This is a genomic window from Citrobacter sp. L55 (assembly GCF_002850715.1).
In the GTDB taxonomy this organism is placed as follows: Bacteria; Pseudomonadota; Gammaproteobacteria; order Enterobacterales; family Enterobacteriaceae; genus Citrobacter; species Citrobacter braakii.
On sequence record NZ_KZ559402.1, the window covers coordinates 306269 to 326945 of the forward strand.

18 protein-coding genes are annotated in these 20677 nt (G+C 53.9%); 12 read left to right on the forward strand and 6 right to left on the reverse strand.

The genetic code is table 11. From position 1 onward, the window contains the following. The first annotated feature begins 37 nt into the window (after positions 1-37). The 7 genes from ileS to B9P82_RS11545 all read left to right on the forward strand — a co-directional run bounded on the left by ileS (position 38) and on the right by B9P82_RS11545 (position 7286). Positions 38-2854, forward strand: a complete 2817-nt coding sequence (ileS, locus tag B9P82_RS11515) for an isoleucine--tRNA ligase (protein WP_101700363.1) — start codon at positions 38-40, stop codon at positions 2852-2854. Continuing rightward, positions 2854-3351, forward strand: coding sequence for a signal peptidase II (gene lspA, locus B9P82_RS11520; protein WP_003018932.1), 498 nt, complete (start codon positions 2854-2856; stop codon positions 3349-3351). Before ileS ends, lspA begins: the two co-directional genes overlap by 1 nt. 116 nt (positions 3352-3467) lie before the next feature. Continuing rightward, positions 3468-3917, forward strand: a complete 450-nt coding sequence (gene fkpB, locus B9P82_RS11525) for an FKBP-type peptidyl-prolyl cis-trans isomerase (RefSeq protein WP_003018929.1) — start codon at positions 3468-3470, stop codon at positions 3915-3917. Between the two features lies 1 nt (position 3918). Continuing rightward, positions 3919-4869, forward strand: a complete 951-nt coding sequence (ispH, locus tag B9P82_RS11530; protein ID WP_047500149.1) for a 4-hydroxy-3-methylbut-2-enyl diphosphate reductase — start codon at positions 3919-3921, stop codon at positions 4867-4869. 66 nt (positions 4870-4935) lie between these two features. Then, positions 4936-5850, forward strand: a complete 915-nt coding sequence (gene rihC / locus B9P82_RS11535) for a ribonucleoside hydrolase RihC (protein ID WP_016155659.1) — start codon at positions 4936-4938, stop codon at positions 5848-5850. A gap of 97 nt (positions 5851-5947) precedes the next feature. Further along, on the forward strand, positions 5948-6511 hold the full coding sequence (locus B9P82_RS11540; RefSeq protein ID WP_016151641.1) for a glucose-6-phosphate isomerase family protein: 564 nt from the start codon (positions 5948-5950) through the stop codon (positions 6509-6511). Next, the gene (locus B9P82_RS11545) at positions 6504-7286 is read left to right on the forward strand and encodes a glucose-6-phosphate isomerase family protein (protein WP_047414458.1); all 783 of its coding nucleotides are present in this window, start codon (positions 6504-6506) and stop codon (positions 7284-7286) included. The genes B9P82_RS11540 and B9P82_RS11545 overlap by 8 nt, the downstream gene beginning before the upstream one ends. 756 nt (positions 7287-8042) lie before the next feature. Here the strand turns inward: B9P82_RS11545 and B9P82_RS11560 are convergent. The 5 genes from B9P82_RS11560 to B9P82_RS11580 are packed head-to-tail and all read right to left on the reverse strand — an operon-like array spanning position 8043 to position 12356. Further along, the gene (locus B9P82_RS11560; protein WP_016151643.1) at positions 8043-8861 is read right to left on the reverse strand and encodes a PTS system mannose/fructose/sorbose family transporter subunit IID; all 819 of its coding nucleotides are present in this window, start codon (positions 8859-8861) and stop codon (positions 8043-8045) included. Further along, positions 8861-9661, reverse strand: a complete 801-nt coding sequence (locus B9P82_RS11565) for a PTS mannose/fructose/sorbose/N-acetylgalactosamine transporter subunit IIC (RefSeq protein WP_016151644.1) — start codon at positions 9659-9661, stop codon at positions 8861-8863. The genes B9P82_RS11560 and B9P82_RS11565 overlap by 1 nt, the downstream gene beginning before the upstream one ends. A 10-nt stretch (positions 9662-9671) precedes the next feature. Then, positions 9672-10166, reverse strand: a complete 495-nt coding sequence (locus B9P82_RS11570; RefSeq protein ID WP_003837349.1) for a PTS sugar transporter subunit IIB — start codon at positions 10164-10166, stop codon at positions 9672-9674. 11 nt (positions 10167-10177) lie between these two features. Further along, positions 10178-10606: a PTS sugar transporter subunit IIA gene (locus B9P82_RS11575; protein WP_047358350.1), complete on the reverse strand. Its 429-nt coding sequence runs from the start codon at positions 10604-10606 to the stop codon at positions 10178-10180. A 4-nt stretch (positions 10607-10610) separates the two neighbouring features. Next, on the reverse strand, positions 10611-12356 hold the full coding sequence (locus B9P82_RS11580) for a class I mannose-6-phosphate isomerase (protein ID WP_101700364.1): 1746 nt from the start codon (positions 12354-12356) through the stop codon (positions 10611-10613). Between the two features lie 187 nt (positions 12357-12543). Here B9P82_RS11580 and B9P82_RS11585 point away from each other — a divergent pair, with 187 nt between their 5' ends. From B9P82_RS11585 to caiF, 5 genes are all read left to right on the forward strand, one after another. Next, positions 12544-13551, forward strand: coding sequence for a LacI family DNA-binding transcriptional regulator (locus B9P82_RS11585; protein WP_016151647.1), 1008 nt, complete (start codon positions 12544-12546; stop codon positions 13549-13551). A 133-nt stretch (positions 13552-13684) separates the two neighbouring features. Further along, positions 13685-14506, forward strand: a complete 822-nt coding sequence (gene dapB / locus B9P82_RS11590; protein WP_101700365.1) for a 4-hydroxy-tetrahydrodipicolinate reductase — start codon at positions 13685-13687, stop codon at positions 14504-14506. A 455-nt stretch (positions 14507-14961) separates the two neighbouring features. Beyond that, entirely contained in the window at positions 14962-16110 is a 1149-nt protein-coding gene (gene carA, locus B9P82_RS11595) for a glutamine-hydrolyzing carbamoyl-phosphate synthase small subunit (RefSeq protein ID WP_003018918.1), read from the forward strand. Between the two features lie 17 nt (positions 16111-16127). Beyond that, the gene (gene carB / locus B9P82_RS11600) at positions 16128-19355 is read left to right on the forward strand and encodes a carbamoyl-phosphate synthase large subunit (RefSeq protein ID WP_016151650.1); all 3228 of its coding nucleotides are present in this window, start codon (positions 16128-16130) and stop codon (positions 19353-19355) included. 273 nt (positions 19356-19628) lie between these two features. Next, complete coding sequence (gene caiF / locus B9P82_RS11605; protein ID WP_101700366.1) at positions 19629-20024, forward strand: carnitine metabolism transcriptional regulator CaiF; 396 nt, start codon at positions 19629-19631, stop codon at positions 20022-20024. Positions 20025-20066: 42 nt separating this feature from the next. Here the strand turns inward: caiF and caiE are convergent, their stop codons facing one another. Continuing rightward, on the reverse strand, positions 20067-20663 hold the full coding sequence (caiE, locus tag B9P82_RS11610) for a carnitine operon protein CaiE (RefSeq protein ID WP_047358347.1): 597 nt from the start codon (positions 20661-20663) through the stop codon (positions 20067-20069). Positions 20664-20677: the final 14 nt, after the last annotated feature.

The window sequence follows — 20677 nt, forward strand, 5'->3', positions numbered from 1 at the left end:
TGCCTATACGAGTTTTAAATACGGAACCGAGAATCTGATGAGTGACTATAAATCAACCCTGAATTTGCCGGAAACAGGGTTCCCAATGCGCGGCGATCTCGCCAAGCGTGAACCGGGAATGCTGGCGCGTTGGACTGATGATGACCTGTACGGCATCATTCGTGCGGCCAAAAAAGGCAAAAAAACCTTCATTCTGCATGATGGCCCTCCTTATGCGAATGGCAGCATTCATATTGGTCACTCGGTTAACAAGATTCTGAAAGACATTATCGTGAAGTCCAAAGGACTCACGGGATTCGACTCGCCTTACGTTCCGGGCTGGGACTGCCACGGCCTGCCTATCGAGCTGAAAGTAGAGCAGGAATACGGCAAGCCGGGCGAGAAGTTCACCGCCGCTGAGTTCCGCGCCAAATGCCGTGAATACGCAGCGACGCAGGTTGACGGTCAGCGTAAAGACTTTATCCGTCTTGGCGTGCTGGGCGACTGGTCGCATCCGTACCTGACCATGGACTTCAAAACTGAAGCCAACATCATTCGTGCGCTGGGTAAAATCATCGGCAACGGTCACCTGCACAAAGGTGCGAAGCCGGTGCACTGGTGCGTTGATTGCCGTTCCGCGCTGGCGGAAGCGGAAGTTGAGTATTATGACAAAACCTCCCCGTCCATCGACGTTGCGTTCCACGCCGCCGATCAGGACGCGGTAAAAGCGAAATTTAGCGTTTCTGACGTCAATGGCCCGATCTCACTGGTTATCTGGACTACCACCCCGTGGACGTTACCGGCGAACCGCGCAATCTCTCTGGCGCCTGATTTTGACTATGCGCTGGTGCAGATTGACGGGCAGGCTGTGATTCTGGCGAAGGATCTGGTTGAAAGCGTCATGCAGCGTATTGGTGCGGCTGAATACACTATTCTGGGCACCGTAAAAGGCGCCGAGCTGGAACTGCTGCGCTTTACCCATCCGTTTATGGGCTTTGACGTGCCGGCTATTCTTGGCGATCACGTTACACTGGATGCGGGTACCGGTGCGGTCCATACCGCCGGCGGCCACGGTCCGGATGACTACGTCATTAGCCAGAAATACGGTCTGGAAATCGCTAACCCGGTTGGCCCGGACGGCGCATATCTGGCGGGTACCTATCCGGATCTGGACGGTGTGAACGTCTTTAAAGCCAACGACAAAATCGTTGCGCTGCTGAGCGATAAAGGCGCTCTGCTGCACGTTGAGAAGATGCAGCACAGCTACCCGTGCTGCTGGCGCCACAAATCGCCGATCATCTTCCGTGCGACTCCGCAGTGGTTCGTCAGCATGGATCAGAAAGGTCTGCGCGCGCAGTCGCTAAAAGAGATCAAAGGCGTGCAATGGATCCCGGATTGGGGCCAGGCACGTATTGAATCGATGGTTGCCAACCGTCCTGACTGGTGTATCTCCCGTCAGCGTACGTGGGGTGTGCCGATGTCTCTGTTTGTTCACAAAGACACCGAAGAGCTGCATCCGCGTGCTATCGAACTGATGGAAGAAGTGGCCAAACGCGTTGAAGTTGACGGCATCCAGGCGTGGTGGGATCTCGATCCGAAAGATATCCTTGGCGATGAAGCTGACCAGTATGTCAAAGTCCCGGATACGCTGGACGTGTGGTTCGACTCCGGTTCAACCCACTCATCCGTTGTGGACGTGCGTCCTGAGTTTGCAGGCCATGCGGCAGATATGTATCTGGAAGGTTCTGACCAGCACCGCGGCTGGTTCATGTCTTCTCTGATGATCTCCACTGCAATGAAGGGCAAAGCGCCATACCGTCAGGTACTGACCCACGGTTTCACCGTTGATGGTCAGGGTCGCAAAATGTCCAAGTCTATCGGTAACACCGTAAGCCCGCAGGACGTAATGAACAAACTGGGCGCGGATATTCTGCGTCTGTGGGTCGCTTCTACCGACTATACCGGCGAAATGGCCGTTTCTGACGAAATCCTGAAACGTGCTGCCGACAGCTATCGTCGTATCCGTAACACCGCGCGCTTCCTGCTGGCGAACCTGAACGGGTTCGATCCGGTAAAAGATATGGTGAAACCGGAAGAGATGGTGGTGCTGGATCGCTGGGCGGTAGGTTGTGCGCAAGCGGCGCAGGAAGAGATCCTGAAAGCTTATGAAGCCTATGACTTCCACGAAGTAGTACAGCGCCTGATGCGCTTCTGCTCTGTAGAAATGGGTTCGTTCTACCTCGACATCATCAAAGACCGTCAGTACACCGCGAAAGCGGACAGCGTGGCGCGTCGTAGTTGCCAGACTGCGCTGTTCCATATTGCAGAAGCGCTGGTACGCTGGATGGCGCCGATCATGTCCTTCACCGCTGATGAAATCTGGGGTTACCTGCCGGGCGAGCGTGAGAAGTACGTCTTTACCGGTGAATGGTACGAAGGTCTGTTTGGCTTAGGCGAAACCGAAGCGATGAATGACGCCTACTGGGACGAGTTGCTGAAAGTGCGCGGCGAAGTGAACAAGGTCATCGAGCAGGCGCGTGCGGATAAGAAAGTCGGTGGTTCGCTGGAAGCGGCGGTTACTCTGTACGCTGAACCAGAACTGGCGGCGAAACTGACCGCGCTGGGCGAAGAGTTGCGCTTTGTTCTGCTGACCTCCGGTGCGACGGTTGCGGATTATGCAGCGGCTCCTGCTGATGCTCAGCAGAGCGAACTGCTCAAAGGTCTGAAAATCGTACTGAGCAAAGCCGAAGGTGAGAAATGTCCGCGCTGCTGGCATTACACTACCGATGTCGGCCAGGTGGCGGAACATGCAGATATCTGCGGACGCTGTGTCAGCAACATCGCCGGTGATGGCGAACAACGTAAGTTTGCCTGATGAGTAAGCCTCTCTGTTCAACAGGACTACGCTGGCTGTGGCTGGTGGTAGTCGTGCTGATTATCGATTTAGGCAGCAAATACCTGATCCTCCAGAACTTTGCTCTGGGGGATACGGTGTCGCTGTTCCCGTCGCTTAATCTGCACTATGCGCGTAACTATGGTGCGGCGTTTAGCTTCTTAGCCGACAGCGGTGGCTGGCAACGTTGGTTCTTTGCCGGTATCGCCATTGGTATCTGCGTTATCCTGATGGTGATGATGTATCGCTCGAAGGCGACGCAGAAGCTAAACAACATCGCGTATGCGTTAATCATTGGCGGTGCGCTGGGCAACCTGTTCGACCGCCTGTGGCACGGCTTCGTGGTTGATATGATTGACTTTTACGTCGGTGACTGGCATTTCGCGACATTCAACCTTGCTGATACGGCGATCTGTATCGGTGCGGCATTGATTGTCCTCGAAGGCTTCTTACCGTCGAAAGAGAAAAAAGCCGCATAAAAAATGCCGGATGGCGCTATGCTAATCCGGCCTACAATATACTGCGATCCTTGTGGGCCCGGTAAGCGTAGCGCTATCGGGCAAACAGGCGGCAGCAATTTTAAAGAGCAACCTGCATGTCTAAATCAGTACAGAGTAACAGTGCGGTGCTGGTGCACTTCACCCTTAAGCTCGACGATGGCTCCACCGCAGAGTCAACCCGCAATAACGGCAAGCCTGCGCTGTTTCGCCTGGGCGACGGTTCTCTGTCTGAAGGACTGGAACAACACCTGCTGGGGTTAAAAGAAGGTGATAAAACCACTTTTGCTCTGGAGCCGGATGCCGCCTTCGGCGTGTCCAGCCCGGACTTAATTCAGTATTTCTCGCGTCGGGAATTTATGGACGCGGGCGAGCCAGAAATTGGCGCTATCATGCTCTTTACCGCAATGGACGGCAGTGAGATGCCTGGTGTGATCCGCGAAATCAACGGTGACTCGATCACGGTTGATTTCAACCATCCGCTGGCCGGGCATACCGTTCATTTTGATATTGAAGTGCTGGAAGTCGAACCGGCACTGGAGGCGTAAAATGCAGATCCTGTTGGCCAACCCGCGCGGTTTTTGCGCTGGCGTAGACCGCGCTATCAGCATTGTGGAAAACGCGCTGGCTATTTACGGCGCACCGATTTATGTCCGTCATGAAGTGGTGCATAACCGCTATGTGGTGGATAGCCTGCGCGAGCGCGGCGCTATTTTTATTGAGCAAATCAGCGAAGTACCGGATGGCGCGATCCTGATTTTCTCCGCTCATGGCGTGTCTCAGGCGGTGCGTAACGAAGCCAAAGGCCGCGACCTCACGGTTTTTGATGCGACCTGCCCGCTGGTAACGAAAGTGCATATGGAAGTTGCACGCGCCAGCCGTCGCGGTGAAGAGTCAATTTTAATTGGTCACGCCGGGCATCCGGAAGTTGAAGGCACGATGGGCCAGTACAGTAACCCGCAGGGGGGAATGTATCTGGTCGAATCACCTGAAGATGTGCTGAAACTGAATGTAAAAAATGAAGGTAAATTGTCCTTCATGACGCAGACCACTCTCTCCGTTGATGACACCTCTGACGTTATTGACGCGTTACGAAGCCGTTTCCCGAAAATTGTCGGGCCGCGCAAAGACGATATCTGTTATGCCACGACCAACCGTCAGGAAGCGGTCCGTGCGCTGGCGGAGCAGGCCGATGTTGTGCTGGTGGTCGGCTCGAAAAACTCTTCTAACTCCAACCGTCTGGCTGAACTGGCCCAACGAATGGGGAAAGCGGCGTATCTGATTGACGATGCGACCGATATCCAGGAAGCGTGGGTGAAAGAAGCCAGGTGCGTGGGCGTGACGGCCGGTGCCTCGGCGCCTGATATCCTGGTGCAAAACGTGATTGCTCGCCTGCAGGAGCTTGGCGGTGGGGAAGCTATTCCGCTGGAAGGGCGTGAAGAAAACATCGTTTTCGAAGTACCGAAAGAGCTGCGTGTGGATGTTCGTGAAGTAGAGTAAGTCTTTCCGGTTACGATTATGAGAAGATGCCAGACTTAACGTCTGGCATTTTTTTATGGAGAAACCATGCGCTTACCGATCATTCTTGATACCGATCCCGGCATTGATGATGCTGCCGCTATTGCCGCCGCGCTGTTTGCCCCTGAGCTGGATCTGCAACTGATGACCACGGTAGCAGGTAATGTGTCGGTGGAAAAAACCACCCGTAATGCATTGCAACTGCTGCACTTCTGGAATGCCGATATTCCGCTGGCGCAGGGGGCATCGATGCCGCTGGTGAGACCGCTGCGAGATGCCGCTTCCGTACACGGTGAATCAGGTATGGAAGGGTATGAATTTGTCGAACACGACCGCCAGGTGATGGCAAAACCCGCCTTCCAGGCCATTCGCGATGCGTTGATGCATGCCCCGCAGCCTGTGACGCTGGTGGCAATTGGCCCTCTGACCAACATTGCACTGCTGCTGACTCATTATCCTGAATGCATATTCAACATTCACCGTCTGGTGATTATGGGCGGTTCTGCCGGGCGCGGGAACTTCACGCCAAACGCCGAGTTTAATATTGCTATTGATCCCGAGGCCGCCGCAAAAGTCTTCCAGAGCGGGCTGGAGATTGTGATGTGCGGGCTGGATGTCACTAATCAGGCCATGCTCACCCCTGACTATCTGGCGACGTTGCCGCAGCTTAACCAGACGGGAAAAATGCTGCACGCGCTGTTTAGCCATTACCGTAGCGGCAGTATGAATACGGGGCTACGAATGCACGACCTGTGCGCTATTGCCTGGCTGGTGCGCCCGGAACTGTTTACCCTGCAGCCGTGCTTCGTGGCGGTTGAAACCCAGGGGGAATATACCTCGGGTACGACGGTGGTGGACATTGAAGGACGTTTAGGGCATCCAGCAAATGCCCAGGTCGCGCTGGGGCTGGACGTTGAGGGGTTCCAGCAGTGGGTGGCAGAGGTACTGACGCTGGCACCTTGAGGCTGTGATCCGGCCCGCAATATGCAGATAGCGATAGCAGGTTAATCGATTAATCTGCTAATCTGATCCTGTTGTTCTCCTCGGGCCGGAGACACATATGAACCTTTCTTTTATCCAGCCACCGCAGGTGGCGTGGGCAAGCGGCGCTTTAGCTGATGGCCTGTTATTGCGTAAATCCACCCGTATTGAGGATCTTCCAGACGTTTTTGCCGATGAACACGCCCGTCAACAGCTGGCTGGCGAGCAGGTCGTGTATGACGTCGAGATGCTGGATACCTCTCCCGCTGAAGGTGAACTCTACACCGGCGTTACCCATCTTTATCCTGGCCGGGTCGGCTGTGAGTATTTTATGACCCGCGGGCATTTCCATGCGCGCCGCGAACAGGGGGAAGTCTATTTTGGTCTGCGTGGCACCGGTTTGCTGCTGTTGCAAACTGAGCAGGGCGACGCGAGGCTGGAAAAAGTATTCGCGGGATCTGTCCACATTATCCCCGGCTTTACCGCGCATCGGTTAATCAACACCGGGGAAGAGGTTCTGTCGGCGCTCGCCGTATGGCCAGGGATTGCGGGTCATGATTATGCAGCGCTCGCCAGCGGCTTCAGAATAAGGGTCTTTGAGGAAAATAAGACGGTTCAGGCGAAGGAGGTACAGAATGGGTGACTTAGCGCATTCTTACGGCCTGGATATGACGGTCCATCATCATCCGCTTGGTTTTAGCTATGGGGATGAGGTTACCGGGCCGATGCCGGAGATTCGTCAACTTGACCAGATTCGCGCCTCGCTGCGCGATCCGCACTGTGAAGGGCCGCAAGAGGTGTATGCCATAGCGATGGATGTGGCGCGAATGCAGGATCGCGAAGAGTTGAAAAAGCGGATGCTGTTGTTTGGCGTGGTGACCTATGCGGCGGGACGGCTGGGAGAAGAGCCGGTGCGTAGTCAGGGACATATTCATCGTATTAGTCAGCACAGCGGCTGGTCTCCGCCGGAGCTTTATGAAATCTGGCAGGGAAAAGCGATCATTTATATGCAGGAATATGTTGAGGACGACCCAGGCCGCTGTTTTGCTGTAATTGCCGGACCCGGTGAGAAAGTGTTGGTACCACCCGGTTGGGGGCATGCGACTATATCCGCAGACCCGGATGTACCGTTAACCTTTGGCGCGTGGTGCGATCGTGAATATGGTTTTGAGTACGACGCTGTGCGTGCGCATAAAGGACTGGCATGGTATCCGCTGCTGCAGGGCAACAACGTTATCTGGCAGCATAATCCGCGTTACATCCCTGGACGACTGCAGGCCGTTACGCCCAGACAATATACGGAATTCTCGATTACCTCCGCACCTGTTTATCAGCAATTCATCGAGGACCCGGCGCGTTTCCAATTTATCTCACGCCCGGACAAGCACCCCGAGCTATGGCAAAACTTTCATCCATAAAAAAACCGGGGCATAGCCCTAATGCTTGTCAGTTAACGATGATGAGTGGCCCTACGGAGGTAATGAATCTGTTGCCTCCGGCGTATTGCTACGTTCACCTTAGTGATATCACTTCTCTGAGACAATACGAGCTGTGAACGTGTTAAGGGTACTATCGCCGTACCCTTAACAATCCCGGCTCCCGGCGGGAAAATTGCCGCTCCGCGGTCCCCTCCGTTTATTCCTCCAGGCTACCGGGCCGGGCGCGAGGTAGCGTCCCTGCAAAACGCGCCCTGAACCCGCATCCCTGCGGGTTCTCCCGGCCTTACGGAAACACGTCGGCAATTTTCAGCCGGACCAGCCCACACCTGACCCCCTGCGTTTTTTATCTGAACAGCAAAACAGATTTAACTGGAAGTCAGTGCGTTGCAGCGATGACCCCGGTCCGGCTGAAAATCGATGAGGCGTTGACGGCTGACCGGGTTTGCCCGCAGGGATGCGGGCAGAGGGGGGCGGCCTGCAGGGACGCAGGCTCGGCCCCGGCCCGACAGGCAGACGGCATAAGACGAATGAATCGCGTAGCGACGATTTTCCCGCCGGGAGCCTGGGATGCAAGGGAGGCGGCGGTGAGCCTCTCTTGCACGTTCACGGGTATCTGCGCTTCAGAAAAGTGATACCACTGAGGTGAACGGAACCCTGAGCCGAAATCACATGTTCTCCATAATGCTTAACTGACTGACATTAGGGCATAGCCCCGGTTCTACCGTTTTCTTTGTGTTATCCCGCAAACAGGCCCGTGGCAACGCCGAGGGCGGCCAGTATCAACAGTAAAATCATCGCTTTCACTGGTGATACACCGCGCTTGGCCATCAGATACCAGGTACCAAGCACCACAATCAGCGGCAGTAACTGCGGGAAGATACCGTCCAGCATCTGTTGAACATGGATATTCACCCCATCTTTGGTAATAAACTCCAGCCCGGTGCCAAGCTTAACGTAGCTGGCCGCCACGCCCCCCATGACAAACACACCCAGCAGCGATAACGCTTCACGCAGACGGGCAGACTTGCTGCTCACCAGCATTTCCACCGAGCCAGAACCCATTTTGTAGCCTTTCAGGAACAAGAACCACGAACCGGGAATGATGATGGCCAGCCAGGCAACGGTATAAAACAGCGGCCCCAGAATGTTACCGCCGGCCGCCAGGGCCATGCCGATGCTAAGCAGGATAGGGATCAGCATGCCAGGGATCATTGAATCGCCGATCCCGGCAATAGGGCCCATCAGGCCAACCTTCAGGGTATTGATGGTCTCCCCATCGATCGGTTCACCGTTCGCTTTTTTCTCCTCCAGCCCTAGCACCATGCCGTTTACGATCGCGCCTATCTGGGGTTCCGTATTATAGAACGAGGCATGACGGCGCAGCATTTCAGTACGTTGGGCTGCGTCGGGATAGAGCTTTTTCGCCACCGGAAGCATACTCAAACAAAAGCCAAAAGATTCCAGACGTTCAAAACTCATCGATGACAAGTTGTGCATCATCCATGCGCGCCAGCAGCGGCGAAGATCTTTACGCGTAAGTGTACGTTCTTCCATCAGAATTCATCCTCATCATCATCGGCTACCGACTTTGCATTCGCGGCCTGCGGCGGTTCCGGTTTGTAGTTGTAATGGATCAACGCCAACAGCGAACCGACGATCACCAGCGCGACCATGTTGAGTTTTAAAAATACGATGCAGACAAAACCGACGAGGAAGTAGATCAGCATGGTGTAGTTTTTGATGATCTGCTTTAGCAAAATCGCGATCCCGACGGCGGGTAAAATGCCGCCCAGTACGTTCATCGTTGACAGAACTATTTTCGGCAAGCTGTCCATAAAACCGCTGATGTATTGCGCGCCGAAGTAAACCGCAATAAAAGTTGGTACAAAACGCAGGACAAAGTTTGTCACCTGTGGCCAGATGGCGCTGTTCAGGTAAATACCGCGTTCGTCGCCCCGTTCCAGTGCCACATCTGCCCGGTGATTCCAGAAAGAGTTCAGTACCATCATCGCGTTAAACAAAATGGTTCCGGCGATACCGATGGTCGCCGCTAGCGCGACCGCGACCTCGGGGCCTTTTCCTGAAAGGATCCCTAGGGCGATAGCGGGGTAAGCAACAAAGTTGAGATCGGCCGGCATCGAACCGCCAGGCGTTACCATTGCGATATACACCGCCTGAACCGCGACGCCAATCATGATCCCGGTTTTAATGTCGCCGAGAATAATCCCGACCAGCATTCCAGAAATCAGCGGGCGGGTGATCAGATACCAGCCGCCGGTCAGCCCCAGAAGCCAGGGACTGCTGAGGGCGCCGAGATAGCAAAGTATGCCAATCAACGTAGCTTCGATAATCATCGTGCGCTCCTTATTTCAGCTTCTGACGTGCGTCCTGCCAGCTGTAGCAACTGGCATCAGGAACCAGGCGAAACTCAACCAGGTGCCCATGTTGCGTCAGCCAGTCAAAGGCGGCAATTTCATCCCCGTTGACCGACTGATTCGGGCCGATGGTGGTGGTATCAGCACGCGCGCTCATCGGACCTACATTAATCTTGCCGTTGGCATTTTTCAGGCTGATACCTGCTTCTTCAATGCGTTTGAGCGTGACGGGTGATTTGCCAATGACGAAATAACGTTTCTCGCTGGCAATGACTTTTGGCAATTTTTCAATCGCGGTGGCCGTATCAAACAACCAAACTTTGGTGTCCTGTACGGCGCCTTTCATCACCGAAGAGAGCAAAGGGTCGGCCGCGACGGCGTCGTCTATAGCGACGATCCCATCACAGGGCAGCTCTTTGGCCCAACGTGTCACGAGCTGCCCATGGATTACGCGGTCATCGATACGTACAAAAGAAATACTCATAGTGTTTTCCTTTAAAAATCGTCGGACTGAACGGATAAAACCGGGGCGGCTTTAATCAGCGTGGGTATCGTCAGCGCCAACAGCTCGACGGCTGCGGCGTGAACATCCGTTAAATGGCAAATCTCCTCGCTTTGTAACAGCATCGGGAAATTGACCCCCGCTACGACGGCAACGGGAGGAACCGTTTGTGAAGAAAAAGCATGATGACAGGCGACATTCCACGGCGTACCGCTTTGCATGTCACACAGCACCAGTACGCCGTCAGCGTCTTTTCCGGCACTGGTGAGAACCTGTGAGAACGTCGCTTTAAACCCTTCGATACCTGCCTGTTCACTCAGCGTGACGGGGTAAATATGCGGTAATTCTCCATAAACCATACGACCGCTGGCGAGAAGCGCGTCCGCCAGGGGACCATGGGTGGCAACAATTACGTTAATCATGCGCTTATCCTCTAACCCAGGCTTTAATCGTGGCGAGCTGTTGACCGACGCCTTTGCCAAACGGCGAAATACGATATTCTCCGACGGCGGCAGGGATGATAAAGGTCTCTGCATAGTTGACGACAAACGGGGGAAACGCGCCGCTCGGGCTTTCAACAACGGCCTGCGCACCTTCGACCAGGTTCAGGACGTTGACGCCGCCATAGGTATGGTGAGTGACCGGTGCCGTAAACCAATGGCGACGCGTTTCGATAAATTCGCGTTCGTGCATTCCGGTTCTTTCTTCCCGCCAACCCTCCCCTTCAGCAAGGGGTTCAATACGGTTGACGAGGTTGTCGTGCACCCATTGCGTGTCGCGCTGCCAGTCAATAACCTGCTGACCGTGATCCAGATGCACCGGACGCGGTAAGCCGTCTAACCCTAAGCGGCCCCAATCCCACAGCTTGAAGGTGAAGATATAGGGCGTTGCACTGATCTCCAGCACCATGGTTCCTGCACCCGAGCAGTGTACGGTTCCGGCGGGGATCAGGAAGTGATCGTGTTTATGTGCAGGGATCTGGTTAACGAATCGTTCATCATCAAAGGTTTTTTCGCCACGACCCGCGGCCCGGAGGTCGTCGAGCATATCCTGCGGTGCGATCCCGGTTTTGGTCCCGAGATATACCACGGCGTCCGGCTCGGCTTCGAGAATGTAATAGCTCTCATCCTGGGTATAGTGCATACCAAACTGCTGTTGAATGTACTCAGTGAGCGGATGAACCTGAAAGCTCAAATTCTGGCCGCCAATAGTGTCGAGGAAGTCAAAACGGATCGGGAATTCCGCGCCAAAGCGTGCGTGAACTTTTTCACCCAGCAGGGGGCGGGGACAGGTCAGCACCAGATCCTGAGAGGGGATCTCGATCCGCACGTTGCCAAAACGCAGTAACAGGCTGTTTTCCTCGGGCACGCAATCAAAACACCACGCGTAATTGGGGGCTGAGGGATCGAGATCGAAGCGTTGTTTCATCCATTGCCCGCCCCAGACGCCTGGGTCAAAGAAAGGGGCAACGCGAAACGGTTGTTCGGTGGTTTGTTGCAGACCGGCGCGTAACGCGTCGCCGCTGACCATCGTGGGACTATTTTCTACCGTGGTATCGAGCAAATAATCGGCGCGTTTGAGTAACGGCGTTTTGTGTTTGTCGAATACCCGCCATTCAATGAAAAAAGCACGTTTGTAACGACGAAGAATATCTTCATCCTGGTTTTCTGCACCCCAGTTACCCAGCCCGTTATGACGCATACGCTGTTGAATTTCCCAGCGCGGAAGATCGGCATAAACCAGTACGTCACCAGGGTGTGCCAGCGCAGCGCCCGAGCCGTACACCACAACCAGCCCTGAGGTAACGGCATCAATCTGTTGGCGGAGTTGGCTGAGTTTGTCGCTATCAAAAAATTCATCCAGGTGATGACAGGAGAGAACGCCGAATACGCGATCGTCGGTAAGGTTACGCGCCAGTAAATCATGCAGGGCCTGCTCATCGCGGCGGGCGGATTCAATATTTAGCACCAGTGCGGTATCTAATGTCGTAACAAGCTGTTGCTCCAGCTCGTCAAGCCGCACGCCCGGATAGCAATCCACGATCAATACGGTTTTGGCGGCGGTAGAAACCCTGGTGTTAAGCACTGAATGAATTGACGACCAACCCTGCCAGGCGTGGTTGTCATAGCCCTGAACGTTAACCTCAGGGAATTTATTATAGGTTGTACGCATATTCTGTCTCCGTGTTGGCTTATTTAAGATTAATCGATTAACCTTATTTTCATAGTGTGGTTAACGCGATTAACCCGCCATAATCAGAATCCAGTGCGGTGAAATGCACGTTAGCGTGATGTGAATCACACGTAAAAAGGCAATATTTCGGTTATTCGATTAACCTTCGAAATAAACAGGAGAGGTCATGACTACAGTCACGCTGGCGCAGGTTGCTGAACGCGCGGGAGTCTCCACGGCAACCGTTTCAATGGTGTTGCGTAACCGGGGGCGCATTTCTCAGGCCACACGTGACAGGGTGCTCAAAGCGCTGGACGATGCCGGCTACGTTTATAATCAAACCGCCGCCAACCTGCGTAACCGGAGCAGTAATCAGGTCGGATTGTTGTTACACGATATCACTAACCCTTTTTACGGTGAGATGACTGCAGGGCTAAGCCATGAGATGGAGCGGCATGACCTGCTTCTGTTTCTGGCAAACAGTGAAGAGTCAGGAGAAAGGCAGCAAAAATTTGTCGACTCGTTGATGCGCAATAATGCTTGCGGCATGGTGCTCTGCGCGGCGCGCGAAACACCGACCTCCTTCTTCGAGGCGCTGAAAAGGCGCAATATTCCCGCCATCATGGTGGTTCGCCCTCTTAGCGACCCTGATTTTGATTTTGTGGGAACCGACAACTTTCTCGGTACGCAAATGGCCACCACCCATTTAGTCAAAATGGGGCATAAGAATATTGCGTTTATCGGTGGTAGCCCAAGTTCCGGGAGCCGGGCACAGCGTATCGGTGGATTCACCAGCACGTTGCTGGAGCAGGGAATATCGCCGAATCCGCAATGGATAGTGGCGACGCAGGCCAGCCAGATTGACGGCGCAAAAGTGGCAGAGTCGCTTCTTATGCGGTTCCCGGAAATTACCGCCGCCGTTTGTTATCAGGATATTGTGGCGCTTGGGGTTATGCAGGCATTACGCAAAATGGGGCGTGAACCAGGGCGCGATTTTGCGCTGGTGGGGTTCGATGACATCACCGAAGCGGCGCTGGTACAACCTGCGCTCACCACCGTGTCGGTGGCCGCAAAAGAGATAGGTCGCAAGGCTGGGGAGCTACTTTATAGTCGCATTCAGGGAAATGACGAACCTCCGAAACGCATTATTCTGCCACCTGCGCTGGTGGTCAGAGAATCATGTGGTTTTCGCTGATCGTCATGCCTTTTACTGATATCTCTCCCTGTTTATCATTAAATTCTAATTATCGACGTTTTCGGCTGGCGGCGCAGCGATGTGCTGGTTAATCTGAAAACGATTTACGTAAAATTAACAAAAGAGAATAGCTATGCATGATGCACAAATCCGCGTTGCCATCGCGGGAGCCGGAGGGCGCATGGGGCGTCAGTTGATTCAGGCCACTCTTGGCATAGATGGCGTACAGCTCGGCGCGGCGCTGGAGCGCGAAGGTTCTTCTTTGCTGGGAAGCGATGCCGGAGAATTAGCGGGAGCCGGTAAAACGGGCGTTACCGTGCAAAGTAGTCTTGAGGCGGTGAAAGATGATTTTGATGTTTTCATCGATTTTACTCGCCCGGAAGGCACGCTGGCGCATCTGGCGTTTTGCCGCCTGCACGGTAAAGGGATGGTGATTGGCACCACTGGCTTTGATGACGCGGGCAAACAGGCTATTCGTGATGCTGCGCAGGACATTGCTATCGTTTTCGCCGCGAACTTTAGCGTTGGCGTTAACGTCATGCTTAAGCTGCTGGAGAAGGCGGCGAAAGTGATGGGTGATTACACCGATATTGAGATTATTGAAGCCCATCACCGTCATAAAGTGGATGCGCCGTCAGGCACTGCGCTGGCGATGGGGGAGGCGATTGCCGGGGCGCTGGATAAAGATTTAAAAGAGTGTGCCGTCTATTCGCGTGAAGGTTACACCGGTGAGCGCGTACCCGGTACGATCGGTTTTGCCACGGTGCGGGCGGGAGATATCGTTGGTGAGCATACCGCGATGTTTGCCGATATTGGCGAGCGCATTGAGATCACGCATAAAGCCTCCAGCCGCATGACCTTTGCTAATGGCGCAGTACGATCGGCAATTTGGCTGAAATCAAAGTCAAACGGTCTTTTTGATATGAAAGATGTGCTTGATTTACGCAGTTTATAACTTTTATTATCCTTCGTGATGTGGTTATTGTAATCATAACTATTTGATTACATAGGGCAATATTTTATTGCCCTTTTATTTTTCGTTTTTTAATTTGATTTTTTATTTAATGGCCTGTTTGTTGGTGTTTTGCATGGTTATTTTGTTATTTCAATGTAAATTTTGACCAAACGGTCCACTTTTATCTATCGCGCTTCCTGTTTTTACACTCTTTATCTTCCGCAAGCGTTTTCCACCCCAAGTTAGCTGATCTTTTTGCCTGTTAAATCGTGTGTTTTATCCCAGTGGCGTAAAATAATAATAAAAAATGCCCTTTTGGGTAGACTTTTACGTGGGCTATCTCTAGAATGCCGCCGTTTGCCAGAAATCCATAGGTAAGCAAATTTGCATTGATTCATGAGGTGTTAATGAATTAATATGCAAATAAAGTGAGTGAATATTCTCTGGAGGGTGTTTTGATTAAGTCAGCGCTATTGGTTCTGGAAGACGGAACCCAGTTTCACGGTCGGGCCATAGGGGCAACAGGTTCGGCGGTTGGGGAAGTCGTTTTCAATACTTCAATGACCGGTTATCAAGAAATCCTCACTGATCCTTCCTATTCCCGCCAAATCGTCACTCTTACTTATCCTCATATCGGTAATGTCGGCACCAATGAAGCCGATGCAGAATCTTCTCAAGTACATGCGCAAGGCCTGGTCATCCGCGACCTGCCGCTGATTGCCAGCAACTTCCGCGATACCGAAGACCTCTCTTCTTACCTCAAACGCCATAATATTGTGGCAATTGCCGATATCGATACCCGTAAGCTGACGCGTTTGCTGCGTGAAAAGGGCGCACAGAACGGCTGCATTATCGCGGGTGATAACCCGGATGCGGCGCTGGCGCTGGAAAAAGCCAAAGCCTTCCCGGGTCTGAACGGCATGGATCTGGCGAAAGAAGTGACCACCGCGGAGCCTTATAGCTGGACGCAAGGTAGCTGGACTCTGGCCGGTGACCTGCCGGAAGCTAAATCCGCCGATGAACTGCCGTTCCACGTAGTGGCCTACGATTTCGGCGCTAAACGTAACATTCTGCGTATGTTAGCGGATCGCGGCTGCCGCCTGACGGTTGTGCCGGCGAAAACCTCTGCTGAAGATGTGCTGAAGATGAATCCGGACGGTATCTTCCTGTCCAACGGCCCTGGCGATCCGGCGCCGTGCGACTACGCGATTACCGCGATTCAGAAATTCCTCGAAACCGATATTCCGGTATTTGGCATCTGCCTCGGCCATCAACTGCTGGCGCTGGCAAGCGGTGCGAAGACCATTAAGATGAAGTTTGGCCACCACGGCGGCAACCATCCGGTAAAAGATATTGATAACAACACCGTGATGATCACCGCTCAGAACCACGGTTTTGCGGTCGATGAGGCCTCCATGCCTGCCAACCTGCGCGTGACCCACAAGTCGCTGTTCGACGGCACCCTGCAGGGGATTCATCGTACCGACAAACCGGCGTTCAGCTTCCAGGGGCACCCTGAAGCAAGCCCGGGTCCACACGACGCTGCGCCGCTGTTCGACCACTTTATCGAGTTAATTGAGCAATACCGTCAGTCCGCGAAATAATCAGGAGTAAAAGAGCCATGCCAAAACGTACAGACATAAAAAGTATCCTGATTCTGGGCGCGGGTCCGATCGTTATCGGTCAGGCGTGTGAGTTTGACTATTCCGGCGCGCAGGCGTGTAAAGCCCTGCGTGAAGAGGGTTACCGCGTTATTCTGGTGAACTCCAACCCGGCGACCATCATGACCGACCCGGAAATGGCCGATGCCACCTACATCGAGCCGATTCACTGGGAAGTGGTACGCAAAATCATTGAGAAAGAGCGCCCGGATGCGGTGCTGCCAACCATGGGCGGTCAGACGGCGCTGAACTGTGCGCTGGAGCTGGAACGTCAGGGCGTACTGGCTGAGTTCGGCGTGACCATGATTGGCGCGACGGCGGATGCCATTGATAAAGCGGAAGACCGTCGTCGCTTCGACATTGCGATGAAAAAAATCGGTCTCGATACCGCACGTTCAGGCATCGCTCACACCATGGAAGAAGCGCTGGCGGTTGCCGCTGACGTCGGCTTCCCGTGCATTATCCGTCCGTCTTTCACCATGGGTGGCACCGGCGGCGGTATCGCCTACAACCGCGAAGAGTTTGAAGAAATTTGCGAACGCGGTCTGGATCTTTCCCCAACCAACGAACTGCTGATTGATGAATCGCTGATTGGCTGGAAAGAGTACGAGATGGAAGTGGTACGTGATAAAAACGACAACTGCATCATCGTCTGCTCCATCGAAAACTTCGACGCGATGGGCATCCATACCGGTGACTCCATCACCGTTGCGCCAGCCCAGACGCTGACCGACAAAGAATATCAAATCATGCGTAACGCCTCGATGGCGGTACTGCGTGAAATCGGCGTTGAAACCGGTGGTTCTAACGTCCAGTTTGCGGTAAACCCGAAAAACGGTCGTCTGATTGTTATCGAGATGAACCCGCGCGTCTCCCGCTCCTCGGCGCTGGCGTCCAAAGCAACCGGCTTCCCGATTGCTAAAGTCGCAGCCAAGCTGGCGGTAGGTTACACCCTCGACGAACTGATGAACGACATCACCGGCGGGCGGACTCCGGCTTCGTTTGAGCCGTCCATCGACTACGTTGTGACGAAAATTCCACGCTTCAACTTCGAGAAATTTGTTGGCGCTAACGACCGTCTGACCACCCAGATGAAATCTGTCGGTGAAGTGATGGCGATTGGCCGCACCCAGCAAGAGTCTCTGCAAAAAGCGCTGCGCGGTCTGGAAGTGGGCGCGACCGGCTTCGACCCGAAAGTAAGTCTGGATGACCCGGAAGCGCTGACCAAAATCCGCCGCGAGCTGAAAGACGCAGGCGCCGAGCGTATCTGGTACATCGCCGATGCTTTCCGTGCTGGCCTGTCCGTCGATGGCGTGTTCAACCTGACCAACATCGACCGCTGGTTCCTGGTGCAGATTGAAGAACTGGTGCGCCTGGAAGAAAAAGTCACAGACCTTGGTATCAACGGCCTCGACGCTGACTTCTTGCGCGTACTGAAGCGCAAAGGTTTCGCCGATGCGCGTCTGGCGAAACTGGCCGGCGTACGCGAAGCGGAAATCCGCAAGCTGCGTGACCAATATAACCTGCACCCGGTCTACAAGCGCGTGGATACCTGCGCGGCAGAATTTGCCACCGACACCGCTTACATGTACTCCACTTATGAAGACGAGTGCGAAGCGAATCCAACTCAGGATCGTGACAAGATTATGGTGCTGGGCGGTGGTCCAAACCGTATCGGTCAGGGCATTGAATTCGACTACTGCTGCGTACACGCCTCGCTGGCGCTGCGCGAAGACGGTTACGAGACCATCATGGTCAACTGTAACCCAGAAACCGTTTCTACCGACTACGATACCTCCGACCGTCTGTACTTCGAGCCGGTAACGCTGGAAGACGTGCTGGAAATCGTGCGCATCGAGAAGCCGAAAGGCGTTATCGTGCAGTACGGCGGCCAGACTCCGCTGAAGCTGGCGCGCGCGCTGGAAGCGGCAGGCGTGCCGGTTATCGGCACCAGCCCGGATGCTATTGACCGTGCGGAAGACCGTGAACGCTTCCAGCAGGCGGTTGACCGTCTGAAGCTGAAACAACCGGCTAACGCCACCGTGACCGCCATTGAAATGGCGGTTGAGAAGGCGAAAGAGATTGGCTACCCGCTGGTGGTGCGTCCGTCCTACGTTCTCGGCGGCCGCGCGATGGAAATCGTCTACGACGAAGCCGACCTGCGTCGCTACTTCCAGACCGCGGTCAGCGTTTCTAACGATGCGCCGGTACTGCTGGACCGTTTCCTTGATGACGCGGTGGAAGTGGACGTGGACGCCATCTGCGACGGCGAAATGGTGCTGATTGGCGGTATCATGGAGCACATCGAACAGGCGGGCGTGCACTCCGGTGACTCCGCATGTTCTCTGCCTGCGTATACCCTGAGCCAGGAAATTCAGGATGTGATGCGCCAGCAGGTGCAGAAACTGGCCTTCGAACTGCAGGTTCGCGGTCTGATGAACGTCCAGTTTGCGGTGAAGAATAACGAAGTTTACCTGATTGAAGTGAACCCGCGTGCGGCGCGTACCGTTCCGTTCGTCTCCAAGGCAACGGGCGTACCGTTGGCGAAAGTTGCAGCGCGCGTGATGGTCGGGAAAACGCTGGCACAGCAGGGCGTCACCAAAGAAGTTATCCCGCCGTACTACTCGGTAAAAGAAGTGGTGCTGCCGTTCAACAAGTTCCCGGGCGTTGATCCGCTGTTAGGGCCAGAAATGCGCTCTACTGGTGAGGTGATGGGCGTGGGCCGTACCTTCGCGGAAGCGTTCGCCAAGGCACAGCTCGGCAGCAGCTCCACCATGAAAAAACAGGGTCGTGCACTGCTCTCCGTTCGCGAAGGCGATAAAGAGCGCGTGGTTGACCTGGCGGCGAAGCTGCTGAAGTTTGGTTTCGAGTTGGATGCGACGCACGGCACCGCGATTGTGCTGGGTGAAGCGGGTATCAATCCACGTCTGGTGAACAAGGTGCATGAAGGCCGTCCGCACATTCAGGACCGTATCAAGAATGGCGAGTACACTTACATCATCAACACTACCGAAGGCCGTCAGGCTATTGAAGACTCCAAGCTGATTCGCCGCAGCGCACTGCAGTACAAAGTGCATTATGACACCACCCTGAACGGTGGTTTCGCAACGGCGATGGCGCTGAATGCCGATGCTACCGAGAAGGTGACCTCGGTTCAGGAAATGCACGCGCAGATCAAAAAGTCATAAAAAAAGGGTCCGGTGATAATTGCGCTAACCGGGCCTGCAATATAATTGGGAAAGGGTTTCTGTAAAGAAACCCTTTTTTTATCTCTCATAAGGTCATTCCTGGCCAACCGTGCTTTCATAACCACATTTTCAATGTAATAAGCACGATGTTGCTCACACTAATCAACATTCAAGTCGCATACTATCCATTATATCCACAATTTTAATATGGCTTAGTTTTTATTAATTTGGACAGGCCGTAGCCAGATTTTTAATTTGTGAAATGGTGTGCTTATGTGTGAAAAATATGTTGAAAGACCGCTTTATTTGTTAATTGCTGACTGGATGATGGCTGAAGATCGTTGGATCACAGCAAAGGAAATTTCCCGCCATTTTGATATTGAACACTGCAAAGCAATTAATACGCTCTCTTATATTCTGTCGGAAGTGGGAGAAATTGTTTGTGAAGTTAAGATGATCCCTAATCAAATTGCAGGCCGCGGCTGCCAGTGCCAGCGTTTGGTGAAAGTCATCAGTATTGATTCTCATCTCTACAGACGATTGAATCACAATTTGCAGGAAAAAAAGGTGAGTGTGGCGAAAACGCTGCGACTGCCAGCGGTTCCCCCAACAGAGCTTAACCGTGAGCAGAAATGGCAGATGATGCTCTCCAAGAGCATGCGTCGATAATGGTGATTTGCCGGATCGGCGTGAGCGCTTCTCCGGCATAAATTACCGTGCTGATTTTGGCTTTACGTCCGTCGTGCCTTTCAGGCGCGGCCGGTTTTTTTCGACCTGCGTTAATGGCAAGGTTTCGTGTAGTCCTGTTTGGCAGCGGATTGCAAGGTCCTGATACTCTTTGGTGTTCAGCCGTTTCCAGTGCAGCTCCTGGTCCGTGACTTCACGCAGTACGCGAACCGGTGAACCAACCAGCATCTGCCTTGCCTCTCCCTGAAATCCGGCTTTGACAAAGCTCATGGCAGCGACAATGCTCTCTTCGCCAATCACCGCGCCGTCCATAATCACGCTGTTCATGCCAATCAGTGCATCTCTGCCCACCACGCAGCCGTGCAGGATTGCGCCATGGCCGATGTGTCCATTCTCATGCACGATAGTGTCGGTGTCGCAGTAGCCGTGCATGATGCAGCCATCCTGCAGGTTAGAACCGGCTTCCAGAATCAGGCGACCATAGTCACCGCGCAATGAGGCGTGTGGACCAATATAAACCCCGGCCCCCACAATGACATCGCCAATCAGCACAGCGCTGGGATGGACATAGGCATCCGGATGTACCACCGGAATCAGGCCCTCAAAGGCGTAATAGCTCATTGTCTTATCTCGGT

Bases quoted from the DNA above. Each gene is read 5' to 3' on its own strand.
- ileS (WP_101700363.1), top strand. From the start codon at position 38: ATGAGTGACTATAAATCAACCCTGAATTTGCCGGAAACAGGGTTCCCA.
- lspA (WP_003018932.1), top strand. From the start codon at position 2,854: ATGAGTAAGCCTCTCTGTTCAACAGGACTACGCTGGCTGTGGCTGGTG.
- fkpB (WP_003018929.1), top strand. From the start codon at position 3,468: ATGTCTAAATCAGTACAGAGTAACAGTGCGGTGCTGGTGCACTTCACC.
- ispH (WP_047500149.1), top strand. From the start codon at position 3,919: ATGCAGATCCTGTTGGCCAACCCGCGCGGTTTTTGCGCTGGCGTAGAC.
- rihC (WP_016155659.1), top strand. From the start codon at position 4,936: ATGCGCTTACCGATCATTCTTGATACCGATCCCGGCATTGATGATGCT.
- B9P82_RS11540 (WP_016151641.1), top strand. From the start codon at position 5,948: ATGAACCTTTCTTTTATCCAGCCACCGCAGGTGGCGTGGGCAAGCGGC.
- B9P82_RS11545 (WP_047414458.1), top strand. From the start codon at position 6,504: ATGGGTGACTTAGCGCATTCTTACGGCCTGGATATGACGGTCCATCAT.
- B9P82_RS11560 (WP_016151643.1), bottom strand. From the start codon at position 8,861: ATGGAAGAACGTACACTTACGCGTAAAGATCTTCGCCGCTGCTGGCGC.
- B9P82_RS11565 (WP_016151644.1), bottom strand. From the start codon at position 9,661: ATGATTATCGAAGCTACGTTGATTGGCATACTTTGCTATCTCGGCGCC.
- B9P82_RS11570 (WP_003837349.1), bottom strand. From the start codon at position 10,166: ATGAGTATTTCTTTTGTACGTATCGATGACCGCGTAATCCATGGGCAG.
- B9P82_RS11575 (WP_047358350.1), bottom strand. From the start codon at position 10,606: ATGATTAACGTAATTGTTGCCACCCATGGTCCCCTGGCGGACGCGCTT.
- B9P82_RS11580 (WP_101700364.1), bottom strand. From the start codon at position 12,356: ATGCGTACAACCTATAATAAATTCCCTGAGGTTAACGTTCAGGGCTAT.
- B9P82_RS11585 (WP_016151647.1), top strand. From the start codon at position 12,544: ATGACTACAGTCACGCTGGCGCAGGTTGCTGAACGCGCGGGAGTCTCC.
- dapB (WP_101700365.1), top strand. From the start codon at position 13,685: ATGCATGATGCACAAATCCGCGTTGCCATCGCGGGAGCCGGAGGGCGC.
- carB (WP_016151650.1), top strand. From the start codon at position 16,128: ATGCCAAAACGTACAGACATAAAAAGTATCCTGATTCTGGGCGCGGGT.
- caiF (WP_101700366.1), top strand. From the start codon at position 19,629: ATGTGTGAAAAATATGTTGAAAGACCGCTTTATTTGTTAATTGCTGAC.
- caiE (WP_047358347.1), bottom strand. From the start codon at position 20,663: ATGAGCTATTACGCCTTTGAGGGCCTGATTCCGGTGGTACATCCGGAT.